Genomic DNA, 23,240 nt, shown 5'->3' with positions numbered 1-23,240 from the left:
CACAACTCACCTCTCCTTATTTATATAAGGGGGAGGGGCCCCTTAAAATCCCCCATTTAATAGGAAAAAAGAGAACTTTCCTATTAATTAAAAATGTAATTATAAATTTCCATAGATAACAGTATTTCCCTTCCCCTTTCGTTCGATTAATTTCGACATTGATTAATATTAAAATAGATACTAGCTAATAAAAAGCCCTACTATTATTTGTAGAGCTCCAGGCTGACACATTTACTTTTTAAAGGATTCTGGTATGATGTTTTATAAAATATTATGTATTGTTTGAATCTAAATTTTAGATCATCCATCATTGAAATAGGATTTTGATTTGTACAATCTCAGACCTATGGCCCACTCTTATTGGTGGCCCCCAGGTTCCTGCTCCAGAGGTAACAATTATATGAAAATCTTCGATATTCTTGTATCCCCAATCCACCTCAAAAAGCCTTTTGGTAAATATCCTTAAAGGAAATAATTGCCCCCGATGGGTGTGGCCTGAAAGCTGAATATCTACACCAGCATCCTTAGCTTCATAGATATTTACTGGCTGATGATCCAGCATAATAATGGGTAGCTCTCTATCAACATCAATTAGCAATTCATCTACACCTAAACGTTGTCTACCTGCAAAACGTTGGTAAGCCCCATCCTCACGACCAACAAGGTAAAAGGAATTCTTAATTTTAACGGTTTCATCCCTTAGAAGCGTAATTCCACCTTGTTTTAAATGCTCTTCTGCTAATTCTCCTTGGCCACCAATATATTCATGATTTCCCATGGATGCATATATACCCAATGATGGTTTCAGCTTTCTAAATATTTCTGCCATATTTTCTTCAGCATAAACATCAACTCGATCGTCAATAATGTCTCCTGGCATAAGGATTAGGTCAGGCTCCAATTGATTAATTTCTTTAATTACCTTTTCTAGGTAATTACTATTAACAAGCCTTCCTAGGTGTAAATCTGAAAGCATAACAACATTTAATTCTTTATAATCTCCAGCTTCTTTATTCAATTGAATTTCATACTGAAGAATTACTGGATTAGTTGCGCTCCACCTGCCATAGATTACAATCATAACCACTAATACTACCACTATTGAGCCCTTTATTGTTGTAAATCTAGGATGGTTTATCAGTCCTTTGGGGATGAACTTAATTTTTTTGTTCAGAAATAGTAGCAACTCTCCTAGAAACATAATCATGATCAAATAGAGTAAAATTCCCATCCAATAACCTCCAACTAAGCTAAAGGTATTGGTTAATTGCCCGGGTACCCTTCCATCAATAATTCTGGCAATAAAGAAGGAAAAAGCTATTACCCATATTGAAATCCAATAGGGTATTTTATAAAGCCTTAGACCAATGGAGGTTAGGAATACAAACCCTTTCTTGCCGATATAATAGGTTAGACCACCATAAACTAAGAGCATTGTTAAAAAAACTGTAATTAATAATAAGTTCATTCAAGTTCCTCTCTATCCACTTCTGAAGGTGAGTTAATCTTTAATTTAGTAAATCAGAAAAATCCTTTACTCCATTATCATATAATTTTCTATATTATACCATAAGTCACCTGTTTTAGGGAATAAAGTGATAACATCAGAAGACCTTAACAGAAGCTAAAATATTTATTTCGATTATAAAAATATTCTATTATAAAGAAGGATTATTTAAAAAAATGTTGAAATTTGTTAATATAAGGTTGTAACTAATATGTTAGGAGGCTGACTACGAATGGGTGAAAATCGGGAGGCAATTTTAGAACACTGGATAGAAATAGGTAATACTATTCAAGATGCTTTTGATGAAGATGTTATTATCGGTATATCTGATAGAAAAGTTTTTTTAAAGTATTTCCCTGGCAAGGAATTAGACGTTAAGGCAAAAGAAGGAGATCCGATAAAAAAGGGAGATGCAATGTATGAGTGTCTTGAAAAAGATCAAAAAATTGTTCAAATAATTCCCAAAGAAGTACTCGGTATTCCCTTTAAGTCTATCACTATACCCCTTAAAAACAAACTAGGACAAACTGTTGGTACTGTCAGCATTGGTAAGAGCTTAAAGAAGCAAAATCAACATCTTGAACAAATTGATTCTATAGCTGCAGCCCTACAAGAGATAACAGCAAGTATCGAAGAAATATCCAGTGGTGCAAATAAGATTTCCTCCTCTGCAGATGACATTTCCAATCAAAGTGAAGTTACCTATCAGCAGATGGGAGACACTGATACTATTATAAAGTACATTCAAAACATTTCAGATCAAACGAACCTACTTGGATTAAATGCTGCCATAGAGGCCGCTCGAGCTGGCGAGCATGGAAGGGGCTTTTCTGTTGTAGCTGAAGAAATTAGAAAAATGTCAGCAGAGACAAAAACTGCAATAAAAAATATTAATTCAACCCTAGAAGCCATCAAAGCCTCTGTAGAGGCAATGAATAGGATGGTAAATGACACAACTAAAATAACTAAAGTTCAAGTAGAATCAACGGAACAAATATTAGGTGCATTAGAAGAATTAAACTCTACTACTGCTATTTTGTCTGAAATGGCAAAGGAGCTGTAGTAGCAAAAAACCATAGAAAACACACCACCCACTGATTTTCAGTGGGTGGTTGCTTTATAAGAATCCTCTTTAAAAAGTTTTAGCTATTTTTGAGTTTCTCTAGAATAATGGATTTTTTATCTTCTTCTAATACTCCGTAAAATGAGTCTTTAACAGCAAAATACTTATTAGGGAATCTCTTCTTTAAATCTTTTTTTAGCCTTTCATAATTGTTAATTTCTCTTGTTAGATAATAATAGTCGCCATTTTTCATAAAAAAGTGGGTAACATTATGGGTTTTAAGTCGTTGCTTATGGTTTGAATTAATAATATATTCAATTTCTTCTGCTATGTATCTTTTTTTATTTCTATTGTGATTAAAAGAAAACTCCATATAGCTGTTAGTAATACTTATATGCTTAGATTTATATAGTATAAATTTACTCCAATACCAATCTATAAGCAAATAGCATAAAGCTAAATAACCTATCCAATAGAACCATGTAGGTTGAATATCATATATTAAAAAAACTCCATATATCGTTATAATTATAAAGAATATTAAACCTCCTAACCATTCTTTATATGGATAACTATATTTCATCTAACCATCCTCTCTTTGTTGTCAACTTATACTGTAGTTAGTTTGATGAAAAAAGTAAGGAGATATACTCATAAAATCCTAATTATCCAGAATAGGGCAGGTCTAATTACTTGATAGGCCTCCATTTTTGAAGCAGAGACTATATATGAGTTTTGGGAACCTTGTTGTATTCCATAATAAAAAACCCCTTAATAGCTTAGCTATTAAGGGGTAAAATATTTACTAATTAGATAATAGTAATATTTTCTGCTTGAGGTCCTTTTGGTCCTTGAACAACTTTAAAAGAAACCTTTTGACCTTCTTCAAGAGTTTTGTAACCATCTTTGCTTATTTGAGAAAAATGTGCAAATACATCATTTCCATCTTCTCCTGTAATAAATCCAAAACCCTTTTCTGAATTAAACCATTTTACTGTACCGTTCATCATAACGCATACCTCCGAAATTTTTATTCTTAAATATTTGTAAAAGGTCACTAATAAAATTTCGATAAGTATACTAAACTTTAAGTACTATTGAAATATATATTGGTGTAAATTTTTTACTAATAATTTAAGTTCTTAGTAAGTATAGCACGAATAACAATTATAAGCAAGGGTTTTGAAAAATATTGTTGGTGTTTTACTAATTATTTTCTATTTATCAATCCTCAAAATCCTCCCCTTTTATGGATATTTCTTCTATCCTAATAATAAGTCAACAAATTTCTTTAGTCATACCGGTAAAAAAAATCGTTATATTTGGATATATACTATTTTATGTCTGGTTTCTTCTATTACTTTTACTAGGTCTTCATAGGAAATCCATAGGGTTGCAGTATTGTCATTGGGATGAACCCCTAGCTTTTCCTTGCCTATTAAGTCTTGATCAAATACTACCTCCACAGAACCACTTTCATCGTTAATTACACCTAGCGGAGTAACAGCACCCTTACTAAGTTTCAAGTGCTTCTGAAGTCGTTCTTCTGAGGCGAAGCTCAATTTTGTAGAACCCAACTGTTGGCTTATATTACTTAACTCAGCCCTTTTATCTTTGTCTAAAACTACTAAAAAATGACGTTTACCCTTTGCATCCCGAAGGAATAAATTTTTTACTACGTCGCCTTCTTTGGTTATTCCTAGTGCCTCCATTTCTTCTATTGTAAATACTGCTGGGTGTTGGGTTACTGAATAATGAATTTTTAGTTGATCTAGATTTTTGTAAACAGGCTGTTGTTTGTCCATAATCTTCTCCTTTTTTTACTCTATTTAATAAAGTACTAAATGTTTTTTACGATTACCATCATGAATACTATATTTTAAAGCTTGCTACCTTACTTTGTAACTCTTCTGCAATTCTGGCAAGCTCATTGCTAGACCCAGCAATTTCTTCCATAGCTGCTGTCTGTTCTTCCACTGAAGCAGAAATCTCTTCAGTAGCTGCAGCATTCTCTTGTGATATTGCAGATAAATTATTAATTATATCAACGATTTCTTCCTTTTTATTGATAGCTTCATTACTAGAAAGATTAACTTGATCTAATATCTTTTTCATTTCTTCTAAGGTTAATGCAATTCCATCAAATTTTCTATTGGTTATATTAACACTATCTACCTGGGATGTAACGATATTCTCAAGCTCCTTCATTGTTATTACTGCACTTGAAGTTTTACTTGTAAGCTCTTCAATTATTATACTAATTTCTTCAGTGAATTTATTGGATTCCTCTGCCAGCTTTCTAATTTCTTCTGCTACAACAGCAAAGCCTCTCCCGTGCTCTCCTGCCCTTGCTGCTTCTATAGCTGCATTTAAAGCTAAGAGATTGGTTTGCTCAGCTATATTACTGATCATCTTACTTGAGTTAGCAATTCTGCTGGCACTTTCATTGGTATTAATGATTACTTCATGTATTTGATTCGATGACTTTTTATTAACGTCGGTAGTTTCTATAAGACTTTTCAAAACTTCAAAACCTTCATTTTTCAATTGATTTACTTTTTCTGTTGCTTCATTCAATAGCTGTATCTGTTGGTTATTATTCATTACCAGATTTCCAAGCTCAAAAATAGAGGAGGCTCCCTCCTGAGTTTCTCTAGATTGATCATTAGACCCCTTGGCAATTGAATCAATAGAATTTGCTACTTCCTCGGCTGCTACTGATACCTGTTGACTAGTGGCAGTTAGTTCTTCTGAGGATGCAGCAACCTGTTGGGATTTTTCTATCACACCTTTTACAATGTTCCTAATAGAACCCTGCATAGAGTTTACCGCATAGGATATTTCTCCAAATTCATCTCTTTTGTCTATTAATTTTTGAGGAACTTCATTACTAAAATCGCCAGATGCCATATAATTCATCTGTCCCTTTAATTTGTTTAATACATTAATCGTATTTTTAGATGTAGCATATAAAACAATCGCTAAAATCAGAAATATACTTACTCCAGCCACAACTATTATAAAAATATTCTTATTAATAGCTGTTTGTATATCTTCCATAGAATAACCTATATTAATAGCGCCTTTATGCTCACCATTGATTTTAACGGGGTATAGAACATCAAATGTTGTTATATTTCCAGCTTTATTGTGGTGAATTTGAGAGGTTGGAATACCATCAATTGCTGCTAGTTTACTTCCCTCATCGTTGTGTTTTTCTCCAATTTTTTCTTGATTGCTATGGGCTGTTGCTGTTAAATCTCTATTAATTAGTATTGCATGAACTACTTCTTCATTTGAAGTTAAATCTTCAATAATAACCTGATGGCTAAATTCATTAATTAACTCTTGAACCTTATTGGCTGAAATACCTACCTGCACAAAGGAGCCATCAGCAGCCTTTGCATATCCATATTTTAGGGCTTCTCCTGATTCAGTATCGATTCTAATATCTTCGATAAATTCTCGATTATTACTTCTCATAAAATTGTATACAGGATGGCCTTTATCAGCTGTCCAACCAATGTACTCAGGAATATTAGAATAAATTATGACCCCTTGATGGTTATACCAATTTACTTGTTCAACATTAGACTCCTCAGCCAATACTTTAATAAATTCATTGGATAGTCTATCTTGATTTCTTACTACATCTTTACTAATGCTTGTAATACTATCATCTAACATTTTATTAACTGTTTCTAATGTTTTTGCATTCCCCTCCAGTAAACTGGTAAATCTTTGCGAAACAAAATAACCATTTTGGCGCATGGTATTCATTAAGCTTTCCCTAGTAAAATATGAGGATATGAAAGCTAAAATTGTAATACCAATAAGAACAACAATCAAAGGTATGTACAACAATTTTACTTTAATTGTTCCTCTTTTTCTATTTGATTTCCCCATTATTTCCATCCTCCCATTCAAAAGCGATACACATTTATATAATAAACGTAGTTATATATCATTATATCTAAATTAATCCTATTAATCTAGTAAAAATTGCAAGTTATGACAATTATAATCGTTTTTAAATGTCTTAAAATCCCATAAAAACTATGACTCTCTTCTAGTTATTTGTGTAAGAAATCAAAGCTAAGGCAAAGGCAAAGAAATAATGATTTGTAGCTAGTTCCTTTGGCCAAACAATCAATTGGTCTAATCGCCTCACCAAAAAGCCCTACTGCATCCAGTAGGGCCAATCTATTTACTCATTCATCTCTATTCTTTTTAATAATCTATCAAGGATTACTACAATCTCAGCCCTTGTAGCGTGGTTTTGGGGATTTACTCTCCCTCCAGAGCCCTGTACTAATCCAGCCTTTGTTAGCCTTCCTATGGCTCCAGTGGCATATTCACTAATTAAATTTGCATCCTTATATTTTTCTAAAACTTCTTCTTCTGCATCCTCCAACTTTATTTCTATTGCTTCAAGGGTTCTATCCATAATAACCATCATATCTTCCCTTGTGATGTTGCCATTGGGATTGAAATCCACCCCTGTACCCTTAACAATTCCAAGCTCCTTAGCAATGCCTATAGCGTCATGGTAATAGGAGTTCTTCGGTACATCTATAAAATTCTCTTGAAAGTCAGCCTTTAAATCTAGAGCCCTAACCATCATCAGAATAAAATCTCCTCTTTTGGTATTGTGACCTGGATGAAATAGCCCCTTACCATCTCCTAAAACAATACCCCCCTCATAAGCACCATCAATTGCTTCTATAGCCCAAGAGTAACTGTTATCAACATCTAAAAAATAATTAGATTGATTCAGACTAATGATCACTTCTTTGCTTTCATTATGAAGTCTATCGAGGGCAGTAATTGCATAAGCCACAGTTGTTGCATCCTTGACATCCTTATCTATGAATTGTTGTAAGCCATTTTTGTTTTTTCTTACAGTGGCTATTAAATTTCTTCCCCTTTCATCAGAACTGATATCTAGCTTTTCTCCTTTATTGAACCTATAGATTGCATAATAGGCTGTATCATCCTCCTGATTCACCCATAAGACCTTAAGACCCTCAGGTATTTCCTCCATCTTTCCTTCTGTTGGATTATTAGGGGCTATCCCTTTCTTCCAGGGCATTACGGGAATCAGGGCTTTTGTTGACCATAGGTCGTCCTTTATTCTATTCACAACATCTTCTTTGGATATGTCGTTGAAGTTCCGGAATCGAAACATGATACTCCCTTGTATTTCAGGATTCACAATATTAAATTTAAGCTGCCTACCAAACTCTTCTAAAGCCTTACTACCTCTAAAATACTCATCTGTATTATCATTTACCTTATAAAGGGCCTGCCCAATATAAAGGTGTACATTTTTATCCTTTACTACCTCTGACCACCAACTGGCAACCTCACCATAGGGTGCTTTTGTATTGGCAAAGGTCCAATATATTTGGGGAGAGATATAGTCTATTAGCTCTTCCTCTATCCACTTCTTAGTATCTGCAAAGCTGCTATTGTAGTGGGTAAAGCTAGCTTCTGTATTTGAACCATCAGGATGACCATCTTTTTTATTTCCCCATACACCAGAGGGGCTTATACCAAACTTTACCCATGGCTTTGTGAATCTTATGATCTCTGAGAGTTCTTTAACCAATATATAGGTATTATTTCTTCTCCAATCATCCTTATTGGAGAATTCACCATTACTGTATTTATTAAAGGTTTCATCATCCTTTAATTCCCCTTCATAACCCTCATAGTAAAAGTAATCATCAAAATGAATTCCATCGATATCATAGTTATTCACTACCTCCATTACCCTATCAACAACCCAATCCCTTGCCTCAGGTATTCCAGGGTCAACAATAAATCTGTTTTTAGCGGTCCTTATCCATTCTGGCTGGTCCTTATAAACACTTTTTTCAATATCCAAGGATTCTTTGATTGCTGGGTTGGTATACATGGATACCCTATAGGGATTAAACCATGCATGAAACTCTAGGTTACGTTTATGGGCTTCATCAATTGCAAAGGCCAAAGGATCAAAACCAGGATCCTTTCCGAAGGTGCCGGTTAAATAGCGGGACCAGTTAGCAATATTTGATGGATATAGGGCATCCCCTTCAGGACTCACCTGTAGGAATACGGCATTCATATTCATCTCAACAGCTCTATCTAGAATTGCCACCAGCTCTTCCTTGGTTTTCTCTATTCTCTCAGTGTCATTTTCTATATTTCTAACTTCTGTAGAAGGCCAATCGAGGTTTAGGGTGGTGGAAATCCATGCCCCTCTAAGATGCCTCTTTGCTATAGGGGTTTCTTCTGGGATATACTCAGCGTATTTCTCCCATGGCTGAGATGCTGCCAAAATATTCATATGTGCTGCAGAAATGATTAACATCATGATCAGTAGAGCAATTAATATTTTGATAATGATACTTTTATTAAACATTTTAGTCCCCCTTAGTTTGTCATAACCAATTATTTATTTACCAATACTATCGGAATTTTCATGGTGTATATAAAGTCATCCCCTTTAAATAAATTAGAAGATTATTTCTTCTTACTTCATTATCCTTTGTCGCATAGGAATATTGATTATAGACATTTGGAGTAACCTCCATCATTGCCAGTTCTTCAATGAAATTCTTTAGCTTCTTTATCATTTTATCGATCCTTTATGGTTTTATGTTAACTAATAATAATAGTATATACTTATAAAATTATCTCTGCAATCAATATGCTAATATTTCCATTTAAAAAGAAAAACCTCCACAAGGAGGTTTTCTTTAATATGCTTATTTGAGAACAATTACCCTAATAAAAGTAAAGTGCACCTCAAATACTAGACAAAGCTCTAGCATTTGAAGTGCATTCTTTTATCCTTTAGATAACTCCTCCCAGTTTGCTGGATAGGTTACAAAAAGGAATCTGGTATATTTCGGACATGAGAATTGTATTCTTGTATCCTTTGGAATAAATAAAACATCCCCTTTATTACCAACTACCTTTCTGTTGTTTATAATAATTTCAAGAGTTCCTTCAATAATAAAGTCTATCTCATCATAGGTAAGGGTCCAATCGAAGGCTGATTCTTCCATTTCCATTATCCCACATGCCATGTTAGGGCTTTCCCCTAAGGTGTATAAATCTGTTATAAAGACCTTATCACCTGCCTTACCTGTGTCAAAGGGCTTGCAATTTACAGAACCAGACCTTACATGTATAATACCACTTGGGTCTACAGTTTTATCTAATTCTTGGTCTTCAAGATTTTTAAGCTCCTCACTTATTACCCTTCTAACAATCTCTTCAAGTAAGGCTGTATCCATAGCTTTCATAGACTTACCCCCTACTCAGTAACCTTTTGCTCTTCAGGATTTTTAGAGGTTATCATGTAAGCTAGAATAACAGCAGTGATACCAGCAACTAATTTGCCCACCACCATAGGGAATATCAATTCTCTATTAACTCCTGCAGTAAAGCCTAAGTGATCACCAAAGACAAAGGCTGCACTTACAGCAAAAGCAACATTGATTACCTTTCCTCTTTCATCCATATCCTTCATTAATCCGAACATGGGAATGTTATTTGCTAGGGTGGCCACCATACCAGCTGCAGCCACATCCCCCATACCTAATAGCTTACCCATTTTCATTAGGGGCTTCTTAAATACCTTCGTAATAAAGTGTACCATTGGGAAGGCACCTATCAACATGATGGCAATTGCTCCAACGATTTCAATACCATCCCAAACTGGTGCCATTCCTGGAATAATAACAATTCCTGTTAGGGTTTCAATAACAATGGCTGCAGTACCGGCAGTAATTACGATAACAACACCTTTACCAAATTTGGTAAAACCACTGATCATCCTATTGGGTATTTTCCACAACCCTAGAGCGATTAACAAGGATACTATAATAATGGGAATTAAGTTACTGATAATCATTCCAATATCAAATCCAGCAACAAGACCCCCTGCAAGGCATCCGAATGGAATAGTGATCATCCCTGCAAGGATTCCCTTTGCAAGAAATTTATGGTCTTTTTTCTCTATAATTCCCAGGGCTACTGGGATCGTAAATACAATAGTCGGTCCCATCATAGCTCCTAATATTAAGCCTGCAAAAAGGCCTGCTTCTGGCGATTGGGCCAGCTCCATGGCCAAAGGATAACCTCCCATGTCATTGGCTAAAAGCGTTGTAGCAAACATTGCAGGATCTGCTCCTAAAGCTGAATAAATGGGTACAATTATAGGCTTTAAAATCTTTGCCAAAACTGGAGCCAATGAAACTACCCCAACCATTGCAATAGCCAATGATCCCATTGCCATAAAGCCTTCATCAAATTTTTCTCCATAACCGTATTTATTGCCAAGGATTTTGTCAATTGCACCTAAAATCATGAATAAAACCATAATGTAGACAATAACTTCATTAATACTCATGCTATTACCCCCTTAATATAATAGTTTGTTCGGAAGATGTTTCATTACTCTAGTTGTAATCTCATCAATTTTATCCTGTTGCAAAATTTCATATTCATTCTTTAGAATAGCCTCAATGCTTTCTTTGATTTCCCTTCTCAACATATCTGATTGTGGCTTTTTAGTCATTTTCTCTTCATAGCTTAATGTCATTCCTCTTTCAAGGGCGAAATCCTTAGCTCCAGGAGTAAGTATTTTCCCCCCTGTTAGAGATATTTCCCGAATACCCTTACAATACATCCTTTGAATTTCATTGAAGGTAATTAATTTGTTTCCCATATTACAATCTCACCCCATTTTTATAGTAGGTTATCATACAACTCCTTTCTTGGCGAAGAAATTACGGCTTTATTCACTAATAAACCATTGTCAATTCCATTAGCTGCCCCAGCCTCAACTGCTGCTTCAACTCCACTTACATCACCAGTTAGAGTAACAAAGGATTTACCTCCGATTCCAACCCCTAGCCTTACTTCTATTAGATTAACCTCAGCCGCCTTTACGGCTGCATCTGCAGCTGTTACAGCTCCAACTACACTAAAAAATTCAAGGATCCCCAATGCATTAAAGTTCTCAACCGGCGCAACACCATTGATGGCATATATTACCTGAGGATCTACCCTTGGTATCACCAAATAATCTACCACATATATGCTACCGCAGGCCCTTCCAGCCTCCATAGATGCCTTTATAGCTGCTACATCACCAGCAATGAGGGTGATGAACTTCCCAGGGCAGGTTGGCTTAGAGAAAATCAGGTCTACAGCTGCTGCTTTAATCATAGTATCTGTTGCTTCAATTCCTCTTGCTATACTGTTGAATTCAAGAAAACCAATGGATTTCATCATCAACCCCCATCCCCTTCCTGTATCCTAATGATATCCCCTATCTCCATGATCACACCACTGATACTGGCATGAACATTGGCTCCTAGCTTCCCATCAGGGACTCTACCAATCATCTGCCCTTCCTCAACCCAATCTCCTAGGGCTACTATAGCCTCCGACATAACTCCAATATGCTGTTTAAGGGGTATCCCAACAGAAGATACCTTTATTGAATAGGCTCTTTTGAATTTCTGGTGGCTGTAGGATTGGACATTAATTTTAGCCATCAATCTATCGGTGGGTATTTTCCTATAATCTCTGGCTTCATTCGCTTGCAGTTCACCGTCAAATTTAGCAGGCCTAAAGTTCTTTTGCCTTAAGTAGTTCTTTAGATAAGCATTGATGATTCTAGGTGAAAGCCCCATTGGACAGGCATAGAGCTCACAAATTCCACATTCACAACATATCATCGCCTCCTGAAAAACCTCATCCTCTATTGTCCTTGTTGAAATGGCCCCCATGATAAGGTGGGGTCTTAGTCTATGGCCTATCAGATATCTAGGACAAAGGTCTGTGCAATATCTACACTGTATACAGGCTGACTTTGCTTGATTAATAATGTGCTGAATTGGCGTTTTATTACGATTAATTATATAATGGTCCTTTGGTAAGATGATTACTGCGCCAACAGTCTTTGTAATGAACTGATCCTTTAGTTTTTCCTGATCTAGGACTCTGCCCATCATGGGCCCACCAAGCACAACACTGTAGTCATCCTCCTTAGCTCCTCCTGCTTCCTTTATACAATCAATAATAGCTGCTCCAATTGGGACTCTAAGTAGTTTAGGTTCATTAACTTCCCCTATTATTGTTACATATTTATTTATTACTGCCTTACCCAATATGGCATCCTTGATGTTTACCATTGTTCCTACATTTGAAACAACAGTATCTACATCTAAAGGAATCCCTCCTTCTGGAACTATTCTTCCTGTTACCTCATAGACCATAATCTGCTCATCTCCAGCTGGAAAGAAATTGTCTAGAAGGTATAGCTCTATGGATGCTCCATTTTTATGAAGAGATTGCTGTAGGCTTTTAATTTCCTCAGTGTACTTTTTCTTAATGGCAATAACCCTTCTCCTTGCTCCCACATGGTTTGCTACCTCATTAATAGCCTCTATGATATCTTGACTTTTTTCCCTCATTAAATATTGATCTGTACTAAGAAGAGGTTCACATTCAGCAGCATTTATAATAAATGTATCAGCTTTACAATTAATCTTTACATGGGTAGGAAATCCTGCCCCTCCAGCACCAACAACTCCTGCCTCTTTAATTTTGTTAATCAAATCCACAACCATCACCACTTTTCTTAATAAGCCCTAATTCAACTTCTTCAGAATCTACAATTCCAACAATCATGGCATCTACAGGAATATCATCCCTTCCCAAAACCTTCCTAGCGGAGCTTCCTTTAGTAACTAGAACGGTTTCACCAATACCTGCACCAATATTATCTGCAGCTATAAAGGTGGCTAAATCTGCCTCAGCTGAATAGTCGATAGGCTTTACAACTAGGAATTTCATTCCATTTAAAGAAGCTTCCTTTCTAGTTGCCCATATATTACCTACAACTTTACCCAATACCATCAATCTCTTCCTTTCTTTATAAACTGATGGAATTTAAAAAATCAGTTTTATATTTTTTTCTCTTATATAGTCCCGGGCCAGCGGGGTAATCACCGCTTTATTGCTAATTAAAACCTTTTGACATCCTGTTTTGTAATGTTTTTGCAAATCCCCTTCAGTAATAACCTTTTTATCCTTAAGGTCAATTACCTCAATGTATTTAGGCTCTTTTCTGCTTCTTTCCTCTATATGTTTAAGAATTTCAACCTCATTACAGATGATTATTCCAAAGGCTTGGATTCTCTTTAGATAGTCCTCAAGCATTTGAGAATACGTGGAATTACTTGATTTCTTATAACAATTGTATTGAAGCCCTTCCTCCAGAAGGATGATCTTCTTAGAATGTAATAGAGCATCAGATATTCCTCTAGTGATTACATTAGTACGCAGGCCTAAGGCAATATTTACATGATCATCGATTGAAAGGGAAGGTACTATCACTGTTTCGTAGGGCTCTATGATTTCTTTATCTTCATATGCGTCTATATCGTTGAGGATTATATTACTTAAAGTAGCATCATCTAGTAGTTTACGTAAATAAGCTTTGTAATTCTTATCTAAGACCAGGATTTTTTTATGAAGGTTCTCCTCATTCTTTTCTTCTTCAGTAAGCTTTTTAAAAATTTCTCTTGTAATGACTTCAACCATTTTCTCTATATCCATCAGCAACCCACCCTTCGTTACTTACAATGCATAGCGATTCCCGTAGGGGTTATCAAGAAAGGATTTGTAGGCTTTAGAGTTCTAATTCCTGTTTCTTTTTCAATAATCTCTTCTATTCCATTAAGGCAACAGGTACCCCCTACCAAAAAGATATTGTCTACATGAAAGCCTGCAATATGGCTTTTTATAATGGATGCCATTTTTTCAATGACTGGTACAACGATTGTAAAGACCTCTCTTTGACAGTCCTTATCCTTCTTTTTTTCTTCAGCCTCTTCGAAGTTAATCTTATAATTGCCTGCTATCACTAAGGATAGATGGGTTCCACCTGTTGCTTCATCTGCTATATATACAACTTTACCCTTATCAAATATAGCTAGGCCGGTGGTTCCACCTCCAATATCTACAACGACACCATCTTTGATATTTAACACTGCATTGGCCGCAGTCGGTTCATCTAGGATTGCTGTAACCTCCATACCACTTCCTTCCACAACATACCTATGACTCCTACAATCTCCTTCTCCTGTTCCAGGGGGTACTGCTATAGCAGCCCGAGTCAACTCCACACCTAATCGGCCCTCCAGTTTGGCTTTTAGCTTCTTTACAATATTCAATGCACCGATATAATCTACTACTAAACCATCCTTAACCACCTGTGCAAATTCTAACTCACAAGCAATGGGATTATTGGCTTTATCCAACACCACCAATACGATATAGGCTGTTCCTAGGTCTACACCAACCTTTAAATCCTTTAGCTGACAATTTCCTTTAGTAACCTGTATGGAGTTTTCAACATCCTGTATAAACTCATCAACTAATTTAAAATCCATGGTTTTGGTCCCCCTTCTTAAGGAAGCAGCATTACTCCCTATACAATCAGTAATCCTACTACTCCTTCTTCACAACCAGCGCAGTTAGCTTCATCATGGTCGATATGCATATTTAGTTTATAGCTTTCGTCAACCCTAACTGTTACATCTTGAAGGATTACAGGCCTATTGCTTAGTAGCTTTACACCCACACTCTGTTTATCTCTAACCCCAAAGTATTCTGCATCCTTAGGCTCCATATGGATATGCCTTTTAGCAATAATTACAGATTCAGTGGCTTTTACTACCTCTCTTTCATTGGAAATCACAATAGTTTCACTATCCTTTAAATCTCCAGACTCTCTAACAGGCGGTTTTATACCTAATTTGATGGCATCTGTTCTAGAAACCTCCACCTGGGTTTTATCCCTTGCAGGACCGAGAATTGTAACCCCTGTAATAACCCCTTTAGGTCCAATAAGATTAACTCTTTCTTGATACTGATATTGACCGGGTTGAGATAGATTCTTTTTAATCGTAAGGCTATACTCCTTGCCAAATAGCTTTTCGATGTGATCCTTACTAAGATGTACATGCCTTGCAGAAACTTCAATGGGGATGCTATAGTCTTCTTCAATCTTCTTCATTACCTTTTTAAGAATTAAATCAACATTCATATCCTTCAATTTATCACCCCTTATAAAATCCAGAATGGCATCTTAGCATTAAAACATACACAGCACTACTCATTCTATTTAGGGCTTTAATAATGTCTTGTCTTTCAATATTTCCGCCCTCTCTAAAGGCTTTAATTCCTGCTATTTCAGTTTCCCGTACTTTAGTTCTTAAAGAATTTAAACCAATAACCACCTCACCCATTTGATAGCTGGGTAAAATATGTTGAATTTTAAAGTAATTCATTGGATTATGGGATTGGGCTCGTATATCCTCTTCCCTCAAACCCATCAGCATATCTGTAGCAAAGCTTTCTTCTAACACCTCTGCCCTAAGAATCTTTCTAATATAGGTTAATAATTCTTCAAGATCTTTAATAAGGCCATCAACCTTATAGCGGGCTACTACAACTTGTAATTCTAATAATTTTGATTGAAGGCTATCTAGCTTGCCTCTAAACTCTATACGGGGATGATCCTTATAAACCAATCTATTTCCATAAAGATGGGTCATATACTCGGGCTTTTCATTGAAAAAACCACCGGTAGTTTCGCATATATACAAATGTGCTGTCTCCTTCATTTCAGTAACTTTAATTTCTTCCCTTTCCCTTGCCTCCGTATTAACCCCATCTGTTACGATTTCAATATTCTTCTCCTTCAAGAATTGTCTTGCTGAAGGAGTAATAATTGTATTTTTATCAACTACATACTTTTTTAAGGCTTTACCCTTTAACTCTGTACGCAGTGCTAGCTCTGTCAAGACCTTCACCTTATATCACATCCCTCGCCAATATCCCTCCCGAGCTTCCTTAGAAGCTCGGGAGGGTTAATTAATGTAGAACTTAAGCTTCTAGCTTTGGTAGTATTAATTCAACATCTCCATGGGGTCTTGGAATTACATGAACAGATACTAAATCTCCTACCCTTTCAGCCGCAGCAGCACCGGCATCTGTGGCAGCCTTTACTGCACCTACATCACCCCTTACCATTACTGTAACAAGGCCCCCTCCAACATGGACCTTACCAATAAGGGTTACGTTTGCCGCCTTTACCATTGCATCTGCTGCTTCAATTGAACCAACTAGTCCTTTTGTTTCAATCATTCCAAGAGCATTTGTATTTGCCATTTTTATTCCTCCTTAATATTTTTATTTAATAATTTTACTTAACTCTTCCATAACGATCTTAGTGATTATTTCAACATCTACATCAGGGTTTTGTGATTTTTCTTCCGAAAGGTCCTCAGCTTCCTTTACTCCATAGACCAATCGTTTTACATTTATTAGGTGCATTGGATTTACGTTGTCAGAGGTGGAGCTGCCTCCAATGGTTCCGCATCCTAAGGTTAAAGATGGGGGTAGATTGGTGGTGGCACCTATTGCACCATGGGAGGAGGGTGTATTCACAAGTATTCTATTTACAGGCTTTTTTAGGGCAAATTCCCGAATAACTTCTTCATTATTGGAGTGAATAACAAGGGAATGGCCTAATCCACCAAAATTTAATAACTCAATGCATCTCTCACAGGCCTTATGCCAATCCTCTTCAACATAAAACCCAAGAATAGGAGAGAGTTTTTCCATTGAGAAAGGATATTCTTTTCCTACTCCCTTTTCATCACATATGAGGACCTTAGTGGCTACAGGAACCTTTATTCCAGCCATCTCGGCTATTTTAGTTGCTGGCTGACCAACAATTTTAGGATTTAATCCACCATTGGATTTCTGTATAAATCTTGATAGCCTTTCCCGATCTTCACCAACAACAAAGAATCCACCCTGATTTTCTAGTTCCCTACTTACTTCATTTTCTATTACAGCATCTACTACAATGGCTTGTTCAGAGGCACAGATTGTTCCATTATCAAAGGTCTTGCTTACAAATATCCTTTTAACTGCCAGCGGAATATCTGCCGACCTCTCAATATAGGCAGGTACATTTCCTGGCCCTACCCCTAAGGCTGGTGTTCCAGAGCTATAGGCTGCCTTTACCATTCCTGAGCCACCGGTTGCTAGAATTAGTGCTATTTCCTTGTGGGACATTAATGCAAGACTGCCTTCCATTTTAGGAATTGTCATACACTGAATTGTATTCTTAGGTGCCCCCATCTCAACTGCTGCTTCTTCAAGCAGCCTAACGGTTTCAATGGTACATCTAAGGGCAGAAGGATGGGGACTAAAGATGATTGTGTTGCCAGCCTTTACTGCACATAAGGCTTTAAAAATGGTGGTTGATGTGGGATTTGTTGATGGTACCAAGCCTGCTATTATTCCAACTGGAGTGGCTATCTCAAGAATTTTTTCTTGGTGGTCTTCCCTAAGAATACCAACGGTTTTCATATCCTTTATATAGTTATAGACACTTCTACTGGCAAAGACATTTTTAATGACTTTATCTTCATATCTGCCAAAGCCTGTGTCCTCAACCGCCATTTTAGCCAGTCTTTTAGCAGCCTTTTCTGCTTTATTTGCCATACTTTCAACTATTTTATCAATCTTTTCTTGGCTCAATAGGGCTAATTCCTCTTGGGCCTTCTTGGCTTTACCGATTAATTCTCTGCTTTCACCTATTGATGCTAAATCATCGTATAAGAGATTCATCCATTACTTCCCCCTTTGTAAAAGGCCAGTATAGCATCTATTAGCTCAGGTTTTCTTGCAAATTTGATTTCAGTTTTGTCTAAAGTGATACCCTCTAGAAGTCTAGCAAGGGACCTTAGTTCAACAACCTTCATTCCCTTAAGCTCCTTTTCAGTTTTATCTCCATCATTGGCCTTTGTTATCTCCTCTTTCCTAGGTTTATTGTCCACCTTCTTTATCAAAGGATGATCTCCTTTAGTACTGGTGTTTTCTGTATCCTTTATGGGTTTCTTTTTTGTATGATGAAAGGTTTTTTCCTTTTCATCAGTTCTAATGCAGAAGAACTTTTCTAGGTCAAAGGCAGGTCTAGGGATAACATGTTTAGACAGTAGTCTTCCAACCCTTTCGGCAGCAGCCGCCCCAGCTTTAATTGCAGCTTCAACTGCCCCAACATCCCCTGTAATCTTTATGGTTACTAATCCACCTTTGACCCTTTCACAGTGAATTAAGGATACATTCGCTGCCTTCACACAGGCATCTGCGGCTTCTATAGCTGCCACATAGCCATAGGTTTCAATCAGACCGATGGCTTGATTTTTCAACACAATCACCACCTTCTAAAGAGATTTAGCTATACCTACAGTTTAGTTGGGTTATCTGCAACATATTGAACTGCTGCCGCAAAGGCTTCACATGCTGCTTTACAAGCCGACTGGCTACCTGTTAATAGTCCGCCTCCGAAGTTGGTTTCTGATGGTGGTCCATAAAAGGCTGCTACCCTCACATCTGCTGCCTTTAAGGCTGCATCTAATGCGTACATAGCCTCCATTGGTGGTGCGATAAGATAGGCGATGGCCTCCCCTTCTGGTATTCCTGCGGTTGAGGACAAATAAGAACCCGTTCTAGAAATACAATGGGCAAAATATGCAATTGAATCATCCTCATTGGCACTATAGAAGCAAGCATCATTCTCAATAAATTCGATGGCGGCGTTTAATCCACTTTTCACCTCTGCTGGATTAGGTCCGGCTAAAATACCGATAAACTCTCCAGCCAGCTTTGTATTGGCATTTGCTGCTCCACCATAAAAGGAACGAGCATAAACTACAGTAACGTCGGCTTTTTTTGTTGCCTCGTCTAATGCTGTATAAGAGACATCATCACAGTCTGTAGTAATTAGCCCTAAGCTTTTATGATGAGGCTCCAGCTTAAATTCCTTCGCTAAGTCTGGACTTACATGAGGAATTAATTTGGCACTTAAAACTGTTACTTTTAATGGATCATTTCTCATTTTTTAACCCTCCATTCTTATTTTTTTACAGCTTGAGGTCTAATCCACTAGCCTTCTTATCTAGCATCTGCTTGATAATATCAGCAATGTGGGCTCCTGCCTCCACTGCAGGGGTTCCTCCCTTATGAATATTGGAAACCACTGTTCGCCTGGACTCCGGCATATTTACTGTGGCTTTATAGGCTATGTAAGCGCTCATGCTTTCTCCAGTTGCAAGACCAGGTCTCTCACCAATCAATACACAGGTTACATCTGCCTCAGTTACTTCAGAAATAACATCCATGGCGGGTACTCTACCATATTTAACGAAAAATGGTGTACCTACCTTAACTCCATATACTTCAAGACCTTGCATGATGGCTGGTAAAATGTCTTTAATATTGGCTTCAATGGCAGTTGAGCTTAAACCATCAGAAGCGTATATCTGAACCTGTGGCTTCTTTATACAGCTTTTTTTGATGATTTCAATTGCCTCTTCATCAAATTTTCTTCCTAAATCAGGTCTTGTTAAATATTCATCTTTATTTTTACATCTGGTTTTTACACTAAAGAGATTCATTTCTTTAAGAAGTTTTTCTGAAACATCTGTAAAAACTGCATCCATTGCAACTGCATGATCTGCTCGGAATCTTAATAATGTCTCAGTCATATATCTTGGGCCAGCCCTCCAGACACCTATCCTTGCTGGAGTAGATTGCTTCATCCGCAATAATCCCTCAAGGTTCTCAGGATTTGGTACCAACACCTGAGCCTTCAAGTCAATCTCTGTAATGTCTGGAACATCTTTATCATCCAATGTTTCATCTATAGCTTTTACATCTACCTCAGGGCCCTTGACTTTATCCCCTACTGAGATTTCTGTGATTACTTTTTCTATAATTTTCTTTAATTGAACTTCAGATAACACAATTTCTCACCCCTTCTATTTTTTTAGAAATATTGAAGCATCTCCAGCTCGGCCGGTTAATTTACCATTTTCTTTCATAATTCCCATATCTATCAGCCAATGAAAAAATTCTTCAGCAGGCTTTAGATTTAATAGCTCCCTTAAAGTAGCATCATCATGATAGCTGGTATCTTGATAGCTAAGCATTACATCATCTCCTACGGGAACTCCCATGTAGTAATTGGCACCTGCCATAGCTAAAAGCATTGTAGCTGTTTCTTGATCATTTTGATCTGTATTGACATGATTTGTATAGCATGGTGCCATACCCATGGGTAATCCCATAAGCTTACCCATAAAATGGTCTTCAAGATTGGCCCTTAGAATCTGTTTACCATCGTATAAGGTTTCTGGTCCTATAAATCCCGAAACATTATTAACCATAAAGGGCATGAATTTTCTTGCGAATCCATAGGTTCTGGCCTCTAATGTCATTTCGTCGGCTCCATGGTCTGTATTAAGGGACATCTCTGAACCTTGGCCTGTTTCAAAATACATTAGATTGGGACCAGGTGCAGTTCCATGCTTCTTAATAAGCTCAAAGGCCTCCTGGATTAAATCCTTGTTGATTCCAAAGGCTTTATTGGCAGCCTCAGTTCCAGCTACACTTTGGAATAATACCGACACCGGTGCACCCCTTTTTATAGCCTCCATTTGGGTAGAGATATGAGATAGTACACAGGTTTGGGTTGGAATCCTCCATTCAACCATGAACTCGTTAATAGCTTCCATAATTCTTTTAGTATTTTCAATGGTATCCTCAACAGGATTAATTCCAATAATAGCATCCCCACAGCCGTAGGATAGCCCCTCCATCATAGATGCGATAATCCCTTCTATGCTATCGGTTGGATGATTAGGCTGGAGTCGAAAGGAGAGGGTACCAGCCTTGCCAATTTCATAATTGGCTTTTCCCGTTACACGAATTTTACTTGCACCATAAACTAAATCCATATTGGTCATAAGCTTTGCAACAGCTGCAACCATTTCTGCTGTTAGGCCCTTACTGATTCGTAAAATTTCATTACCGGTTGTTTCATAGCTTAAGATCTTCTCCCTAAAATAACCTACTGTCCAATTTTTAATTTGTTGGTATATTTTTTCATTCACCATATCCTCAATCACTCTGGTTACTTCGTCTTCTTCATAGGGAACAACAGGGTTTTTTCTTAAATCCTCTAGGGTTAATTCACTTAAAACTACTTTAGCTGCAACCCTTTCTGAAATTGTGGCTGCACCAATGCCAAGGAGCATATCTCCCGATTTTTCTTCATTGGCCTTAGCTAACAGCTCTTTAATGTCCTTAAACTTATACACATTTCCAAATAATTTGGTTTTTAATTTCATATAAATTCCACCTTATTTCTTTAAAAATAAAGAAGCATCTCCAGCTCTTCCTGTTAACTTACCGTTTTTAATGATATTCATGGTTTCTAACCACAATTCATATTCTTTAATTGGACGTAGATTCAATAGTTCTCTAAGGGAAGGGGTTTCATGGTATCCAGTACATTGATAATTTAACATTACATCATCTCCGGCAGGTATACCCATAAAATAGTTGCAGCCTGCTGAAGTCAATAGTACAGCTAGGTTCTCTATGTCATTTTGATCTGCCTTCATATGATTGGTATAGCAAGCATCAACCCCCATGGAGATGCCCGTCAGCTTACCCATAAAGTGGTCCTCAAGGCCTGCACGAATAACCTGTCTACTGTCGTATAAATATTCTGGACCTATAAAACCAACAACTGTATTTACCAAGAAGGGATTATATCGTTTGGCAAGTCCATAGCATCTAGCCTCCATGGTAACCTGGTCTGCACCGTTGTGGGCATCGGAGGATAACTCGGAGCCTTGGCCGGTTTCAAAGTACATAACATTTGGTCCGGTAGAGGTACCTTCCTTCAGAACTAAATCCTTTGCTTCGTCTAACAATGAAACCGTAACACCAAAGGCTTCATTTCCCTTTTCAGATCCCGCTATACTCTGGAAGATTAAGTCTGATGGAGCCCCCTTACGAATTGAATCCATTTGAGTTGTTACATGACCTAATACACATATTTGTGTAGGAATCTTCCATTCTTCCTTGAATTCATGAAACATCTTTAGTACATTGGATACGCTTTCAACTGTGTCTTCAACAGGATTTAAACCTATTACTGCATCTCCAACACCATAGCTTAAGCCCTCCATAACAGATATCATTACCCCTTCAAGATTATCTGTTGGATGATTGGGCTGAAGTCTTGCAGATAGAGTACCGGGTAGTCCAATGGTAGTATTACAATGGGCACTAATTCTGATTTTACTTGCCCCGTAAATCAAGTCTAGGTTTGACATGAGCTTTGTTACCCCTGCTATCATCTCACTTGTTAAACCTCTACTGATTCTTTTGATGTCCTCACCACTGGTATCGTGGTTAAGAATCCACTCCCTCAGCTCTGCTACAGACCAGTTCTTTATTTGGCTATAGATTTTTTCATTGATACTGTCTTGAATAACCCGAGTTACTTCATCCTCTTCATAGGCCACCACTGGATTATTACGTAGATCCTGAAGGGTCAAATTGCTTAGTACTTCCTTTGCAGCAATCCTTTCCGTTACAGAAGCTGCGATGATACCAGCGAGTTTATCTCCAGACTTTTCTTCATTGGCTTTTGCTAGAACTTCTTTGACAGATTTAAACTGATACATTTGGCCAAACAACTTACTTTTTAATCTCATATACACC

23 protein-coding genes and 2 pseudogenes are annotated in these 23,240 nt (G+C 37.1%); 1 reads left to right on the top strand and 24 read right to left on the bottom strand.

All coding sequences use genetic code 11. From position 1 onward, the window contains the following. Positions 1-307 precede the first annotated feature (307 nt). Positions 308-1,468, bottom strand: a complete 1,161-nt coding sequence (locus F8153_RS15075; protein ID WP_151867186.1) for a metallophosphoesterase — start codon at positions 1,466-1,468, stop codon at positions 308-310. A gap of 781 nt (positions 1,469-2,249) precedes the next feature. Here F8153_RS15075 and F8153_RS16800 point away from each other — a divergent pair. After that, positions 2,250-2,570: pseudogene (locus F8153_RS16800) on the top strand (methyl-accepting chemotaxis protein); the annotation flags it as partial. Positions 2,571-2,649: 79 nt separating this feature from the next. On the opposite strand, the gene F8153_RS15065 reads toward F8153_RS16800, so the two are convergent. The 23 genes and pseudogenes from F8153_RS15065 to F8153_RS14960 form a co-directional block, all read right to left on the bottom strand. Next, complete coding sequence (locus F8153_RS15065; protein WP_151867184.1) at positions 2,650-3,153, bottom strand: hypothetical protein; 504 nt, start codon at positions 3,151-3,153, stop codon at positions 2,650-2,652. 226 nt (positions 3,154-3,379) lie between these two features. Continuing rightward, positions 3,380-3,580: a cold-shock protein gene (locus F8153_RS15060; protein WP_192929850.1), complete on the bottom strand. Its 201-nt coding sequence runs from the start codon at positions 3,578-3,580 to the stop codon at positions 3,380-3,382. 306 nt (positions 3,581-3,886) lie between these two features. Further along, the gene (locus tag F8153_RS15055; protein ID WP_151867183.1) at positions 3,887-4,375 is read right to left on the bottom strand and encodes a prolyl-tRNA synthetase associated domain-containing protein; all 489 of its coding nucleotides are present in this window, start codon (positions 4,373-4,375) and stop codon (positions 3,887-3,889) included. Between the two features lie 67 nt (positions 4,376-4,442). Beyond that, entirely contained in the window at positions 4,443-6,476 is a 2,034-nt protein-coding gene (locus F8153_RS15050) for a methyl-accepting chemotaxis protein (protein ID WP_192929849.1), read from the bottom strand. A gap of 301 nt (positions 6,477-6,777) precedes the next feature. Further along, complete coding sequence (locus F8153_RS15045; protein WP_151867181.1) at positions 6,778-8,979, bottom strand: family 10 glycosylhydrolase; 2,202 nt, start codon at positions 8,977-8,979, stop codon at positions 6,778-6,780. Between the two features lie 58 nt (positions 8,980-9,037). Continuing rightward, complete coding sequence (locus F8153_RS16255) at positions 9,038-9,193, bottom strand: hypothetical protein (protein WP_192929848.1); 156 nt, start codon at positions 9,191-9,193, stop codon at positions 9,038-9,040. Positions 9,194-9,406: 213 nt separating this feature from the next. Further along, positions 9,407-9,868 carry a cupin domain-containing protein gene (locus tag F8153_RS15040; RefSeq protein ID WP_151867180.1) on the bottom strand — a complete coding sequence of 154 codons (462 nt, stop codon included), beginning with the start codon at positions 9,866-9,868 and terminating at the stop codon, positions 9,407-9,409. A gap of 11 nt (positions 9,869-9,879) precedes the next feature. Beyond that, a complete protein-coding gene (gene eutH, locus F8153_RS15035) occupies positions 9,880-10,977 on the bottom strand; it encodes an ethanolamine utilization protein EutH (protein WP_151867179.1) in 1,098 nt (365 codons plus the stop codon). A 12-nt stretch (positions 10,978-10,989) separates the two neighbouring features. Then, the gene (locus F8153_RS15030; RefSeq protein ID WP_151867178.1) at positions 10,990-11,295 is read right to left on the bottom strand and encodes a hypothetical protein; all 306 of its coding nucleotides are present in this window, start codon (positions 11,293-11,295) and stop codon (positions 10,990-10,992) included. A gap of 20 nt (positions 11,296-11,315) precedes the next feature. Next, on the bottom strand, positions 11,316-11,864 hold the full coding sequence (locus F8153_RS15025) for a BMC domain-containing protein (protein WP_151867177.1): 549 nt from the start codon (positions 11,862-11,864) through the stop codon (positions 11,316-11,318). Next, a complete protein-coding gene (locus F8153_RS15020; RefSeq protein ID WP_243137005.1) occupies positions 11,864-13,207 on the bottom strand; it encodes a 4Fe-4S dicluster domain-containing protein in 1,344 nt (447 codons plus the stop codon). The genes F8153_RS15025 and F8153_RS15020 overlap by 1 nt, the downstream gene beginning before the upstream one ends. Beyond that, positions 13,188-13,496 (bottom strand): EutN/CcmL family microcompartment protein, encoded by a 309-nt coding sequence (locus tag F8153_RS15015; protein WP_151867175.1) that lies wholly within the window; start codon positions 13,494-13,496, stop codon positions 13,188-13,190. Before F8153_RS15015 ends, F8153_RS15020 begins: the two co-directional genes overlap by 20 nt. A 33-nt stretch (positions 13,497-13,529) precedes the next feature. Beyond that, positions 13,530-14,198, bottom strand: coding sequence for a hypothetical protein (locus tag F8153_RS15010; RefSeq protein ID WP_151867174.1), 669 nt, complete (start codon positions 14,196-14,198; stop codon positions 13,530-13,532). A gap of 17 nt (positions 14,199-14,215) precedes the next feature. Next, positions 14,216-15,034 carry an ethanolamine utilization protein EutJ gene (gene eutJ / locus F8153_RS15005; protein ID WP_151867173.1) on the bottom strand — a complete coding sequence of 273 codons (819 nt, stop codon included), beginning with the start codon at positions 15,032-15,034 and terminating at the stop codon, positions 14,216-14,218. Between the two features lie 38 nt (positions 15,035-15,072). Then, positions 15,073-15,690: a phosphate propanoyltransferase gene (pduL, locus tag F8153_RS15000; RefSeq protein ID WP_151867188.1), complete on the bottom strand. Its 618-nt coding sequence runs from the start codon at positions 15,688-15,690 to the stop codon at positions 15,073-15,075. A 13-nt stretch (positions 15,691-15,703) separates the two neighbouring features. Further along, the gene (locus F8153_RS14995; protein ID WP_151867172.1) at positions 15,704-16,459 is read right to left on the bottom strand and encodes a cobalamin adenosyltransferase; all 756 of its coding nucleotides are present in this window, start codon (positions 16,457-16,459) and stop codon (positions 15,704-15,706) included. A gap of 73 nt (positions 16,460-16,532) precedes the next feature. Then, entirely contained in the window at positions 16,533-16,817 is a 285-nt protein-coding gene (gene eutM / locus F8153_RS14990) for an ethanolamine utilization microcompartment protein EutM (protein ID WP_151867171.1), read from the bottom strand. A 21-nt stretch (positions 16,818-16,838) separates the two neighbouring features. Beyond that, the gene (locus tag F8153_RS14985) at positions 16,839-18,290 is read right to left on the bottom strand and encodes an acetaldehyde dehydrogenase (acetylating) (protein WP_151867170.1); all 1,452 of its coding nucleotides are present in this window, start codon (positions 18,288-18,290) and stop codon (positions 16,839-16,841) included. A 326-nt stretch (positions 18,291-18,616) separates the two neighbouring features. Next, positions 18,617-18,871, bottom strand: a pseudogene (locus F8153_RS16695) (BMC domain-containing protein); the annotation flags it as partial. A 35-nt stretch (positions 18,872-18,906) separates the two neighbouring features. Continuing rightward, entirely contained in the window at positions 18,907-19,560 is a 654-nt protein-coding gene (gene eutL, locus F8153_RS14975) for an ethanolamine utilization microcompartment protein EutL (RefSeq protein ID WP_151867169.1), read from the bottom strand. A gap of 25 nt (positions 19,561-19,585) precedes the next feature. Continuing rightward, positions 19,586-20,467 carry an ethanolamine ammonia-lyase subunit EutC gene (eutC, locus tag F8153_RS14970; protein ID WP_151867168.1) on the bottom strand — a complete coding sequence of 294 codons (882 nt, stop codon included), beginning with the start codon at positions 20,465-20,467 and terminating at the stop codon, positions 19,586-19,588. Between the two features lie 15 nt (positions 20,468-20,482). After that, the gene (locus tag F8153_RS14965) at positions 20,483-21,853 is read right to left on the bottom strand and encodes an ethanolamine ammonia-lyase subunit EutB (RefSeq protein ID WP_151867167.1); all 1,371 of its coding nucleotides are present in this window, start codon (positions 21,851-21,853) and stop codon (positions 20,483-20,485) included. 12 nt (positions 21,854-21,865) lie between these two features. Beyond that, positions 21,866-23,233, bottom strand: coding sequence for an ethanolamine ammonia-lyase subunit EutB (locus F8153_RS14960; RefSeq protein ID WP_151867166.1), 1,368 nt, complete (start codon positions 23,231-23,233; stop codon positions 21,866-21,868). Between the last annotated feature and the right edge of the window lie 7 nt (positions 23,234-23,240).

Source organism: Alkaliphilus serpentinus (genome assembly GCF_009017255.1).
GTDB lineage: Bacteria > Bacillota > Clostridia > Peptostreptococcales > Natronincolaceae > Alkaliphilus_D > Alkaliphilus_D serpentinus.
Note: the sequence above shows the minus strand (reverse complement) of the source record. Positions and strands in the feature narration are given on the sequence as shown.

Excerpts from the sequence above, each read along its gene's own strand:
- F8153_RS15030 (WP_151867178.1), bottom strand. The coding sequence starts at position 11,295 with ATGGGAAACAAATTAATTACCTTCAATGAAATTCAAAGGATGTATTGT.
- eutM (WP_151867171.1), bottom strand. The coding sequence starts at position 16,817 with ATGGCAAATACAAATGCTCTTGGAATGATTGAAACAAAAGGACTAGTT.
- F8153_RS14965 (WP_151867167.1), bottom strand. The coding sequence starts at position 21,853 with ATGAAATTAAAAACCAAATTATTTGGAAATGTGTATAAGTTTAAGGAC.
- F8153_RS15075 (WP_151867186.1), bottom strand. The coding sequence starts at position 1,468 with ATGAACTTATTATTAATTACAGTTTTTTTAACAATGCTCTTAGTTTAT.
- F8153_RS15060 (WP_192929850.1), bottom strand. The coding sequence starts at position 3,580 with ATGATGAACGGTACAGTAAAATGGTTTAATTCAGAAAAGGGTTTTGGA.
- F8153_RS15065 (WP_151867184.1), bottom strand. The coding sequence starts at position 3,153 with ATGAAATATAGTTATCCATATAAAGAATGGTTAGGAGGTTTAATATTC.
- F8153_RS15010 (WP_151867174.1), bottom strand. The coding sequence starts at position 14,198 with ATGGATATAGAGAAAATGGTTGAAGTCATTACAAGAGAAATTTTTAAA.
- pduL (WP_151867188.1), bottom strand. The coding sequence starts at position 15,690 with ATGAATGTTGATTTAATTCTTAAAAAGGTAATGAAGAAGATTGAAGAA.
- F8153_RS15025 (WP_151867177.1), bottom strand. The coding sequence starts at position 11,864 with ATGATGAAATCCATTGGTTTTCTTGAATTCAACAGTATAGCAAGAGGA.
- eutJ (WP_151867173.1), bottom strand. The coding sequence starts at position 15,034 with ATGGATTTTAAATTAGTTGATGAGTTTATACAGGATGTTGAAAACTCC.
- eutL (WP_151867169.1), bottom strand. The coding sequence starts at position 19,560 with ATGAGAAATGATCCATTAAAAGTAACAGTTTTAAGTGCCAAATTAATT.
- F8153_RS14960 (WP_151867166.1), bottom strand. The coding sequence starts at position 23,233 with ATGAGATTAAAAAGTAAGTTGTTTGGCCAAATGTATCAGTTTAAATCT.
- eutH (WP_151867179.1), bottom strand. The coding sequence starts at position 10,977 with ATGAGTATTAATGAAGTTATTGTCTACATTATGGTTTTATTCATGATT.
- F8153_RS15040 (WP_151867180.1), bottom strand. The coding sequence starts at position 9,868 with ATGAAAGCTATGGATACAGCCTTACTTGAAGAGATTGTTAGAAGGGTA.
- F8153_RS15050 (WP_192929849.1), bottom strand. The coding sequence starts at position 6,476 with ATGGGGAAATCAAATAGAAAAAGAGGAACAATTAAAGTAAAATTGTTG.
- F8153_RS14985 (WP_151867170.1), bottom strand. The coding sequence starts at position 18,290 with ATGAATCTCTTATACGATGATTTAGCATCAATAGGTGAAAGCAGAGAA.
- F8153_RS15055 (WP_151867183.1), bottom strand. The coding sequence starts at position 4,375 with ATGGACAAACAACAGCCTGTTTACAAAAATCTAGATCAACTAAAAATT.
- F8153_RS15045 (WP_151867181.1), bottom strand. The coding sequence starts at position 8,979 with ATGTTTAATAAAAGTATCATTATCAAAATATTAATTGCTCTACTGATC.
- F8153_RS15015 (WP_151867175.1), bottom strand. The coding sequence starts at position 13,496 with ATGGTATTGGGTAAAGTTGTAGGTAATATATGGGCAACTAGAAAGGAA.
- F8153_RS16255 (WP_192929848.1), bottom strand. The coding sequence starts at position 9,193 with ATGATAAAGAAGCTAAAGAATTTCATTGAAGAACTGGCAATGATGGAG.
- F8153_RS15020 (WP_243137005.1), bottom strand. The coding sequence starts at position 13,207 with ATGGTTGTGGATTTGATTAACAAAATTAAAGAGGCAGGAGTTGTTGGT.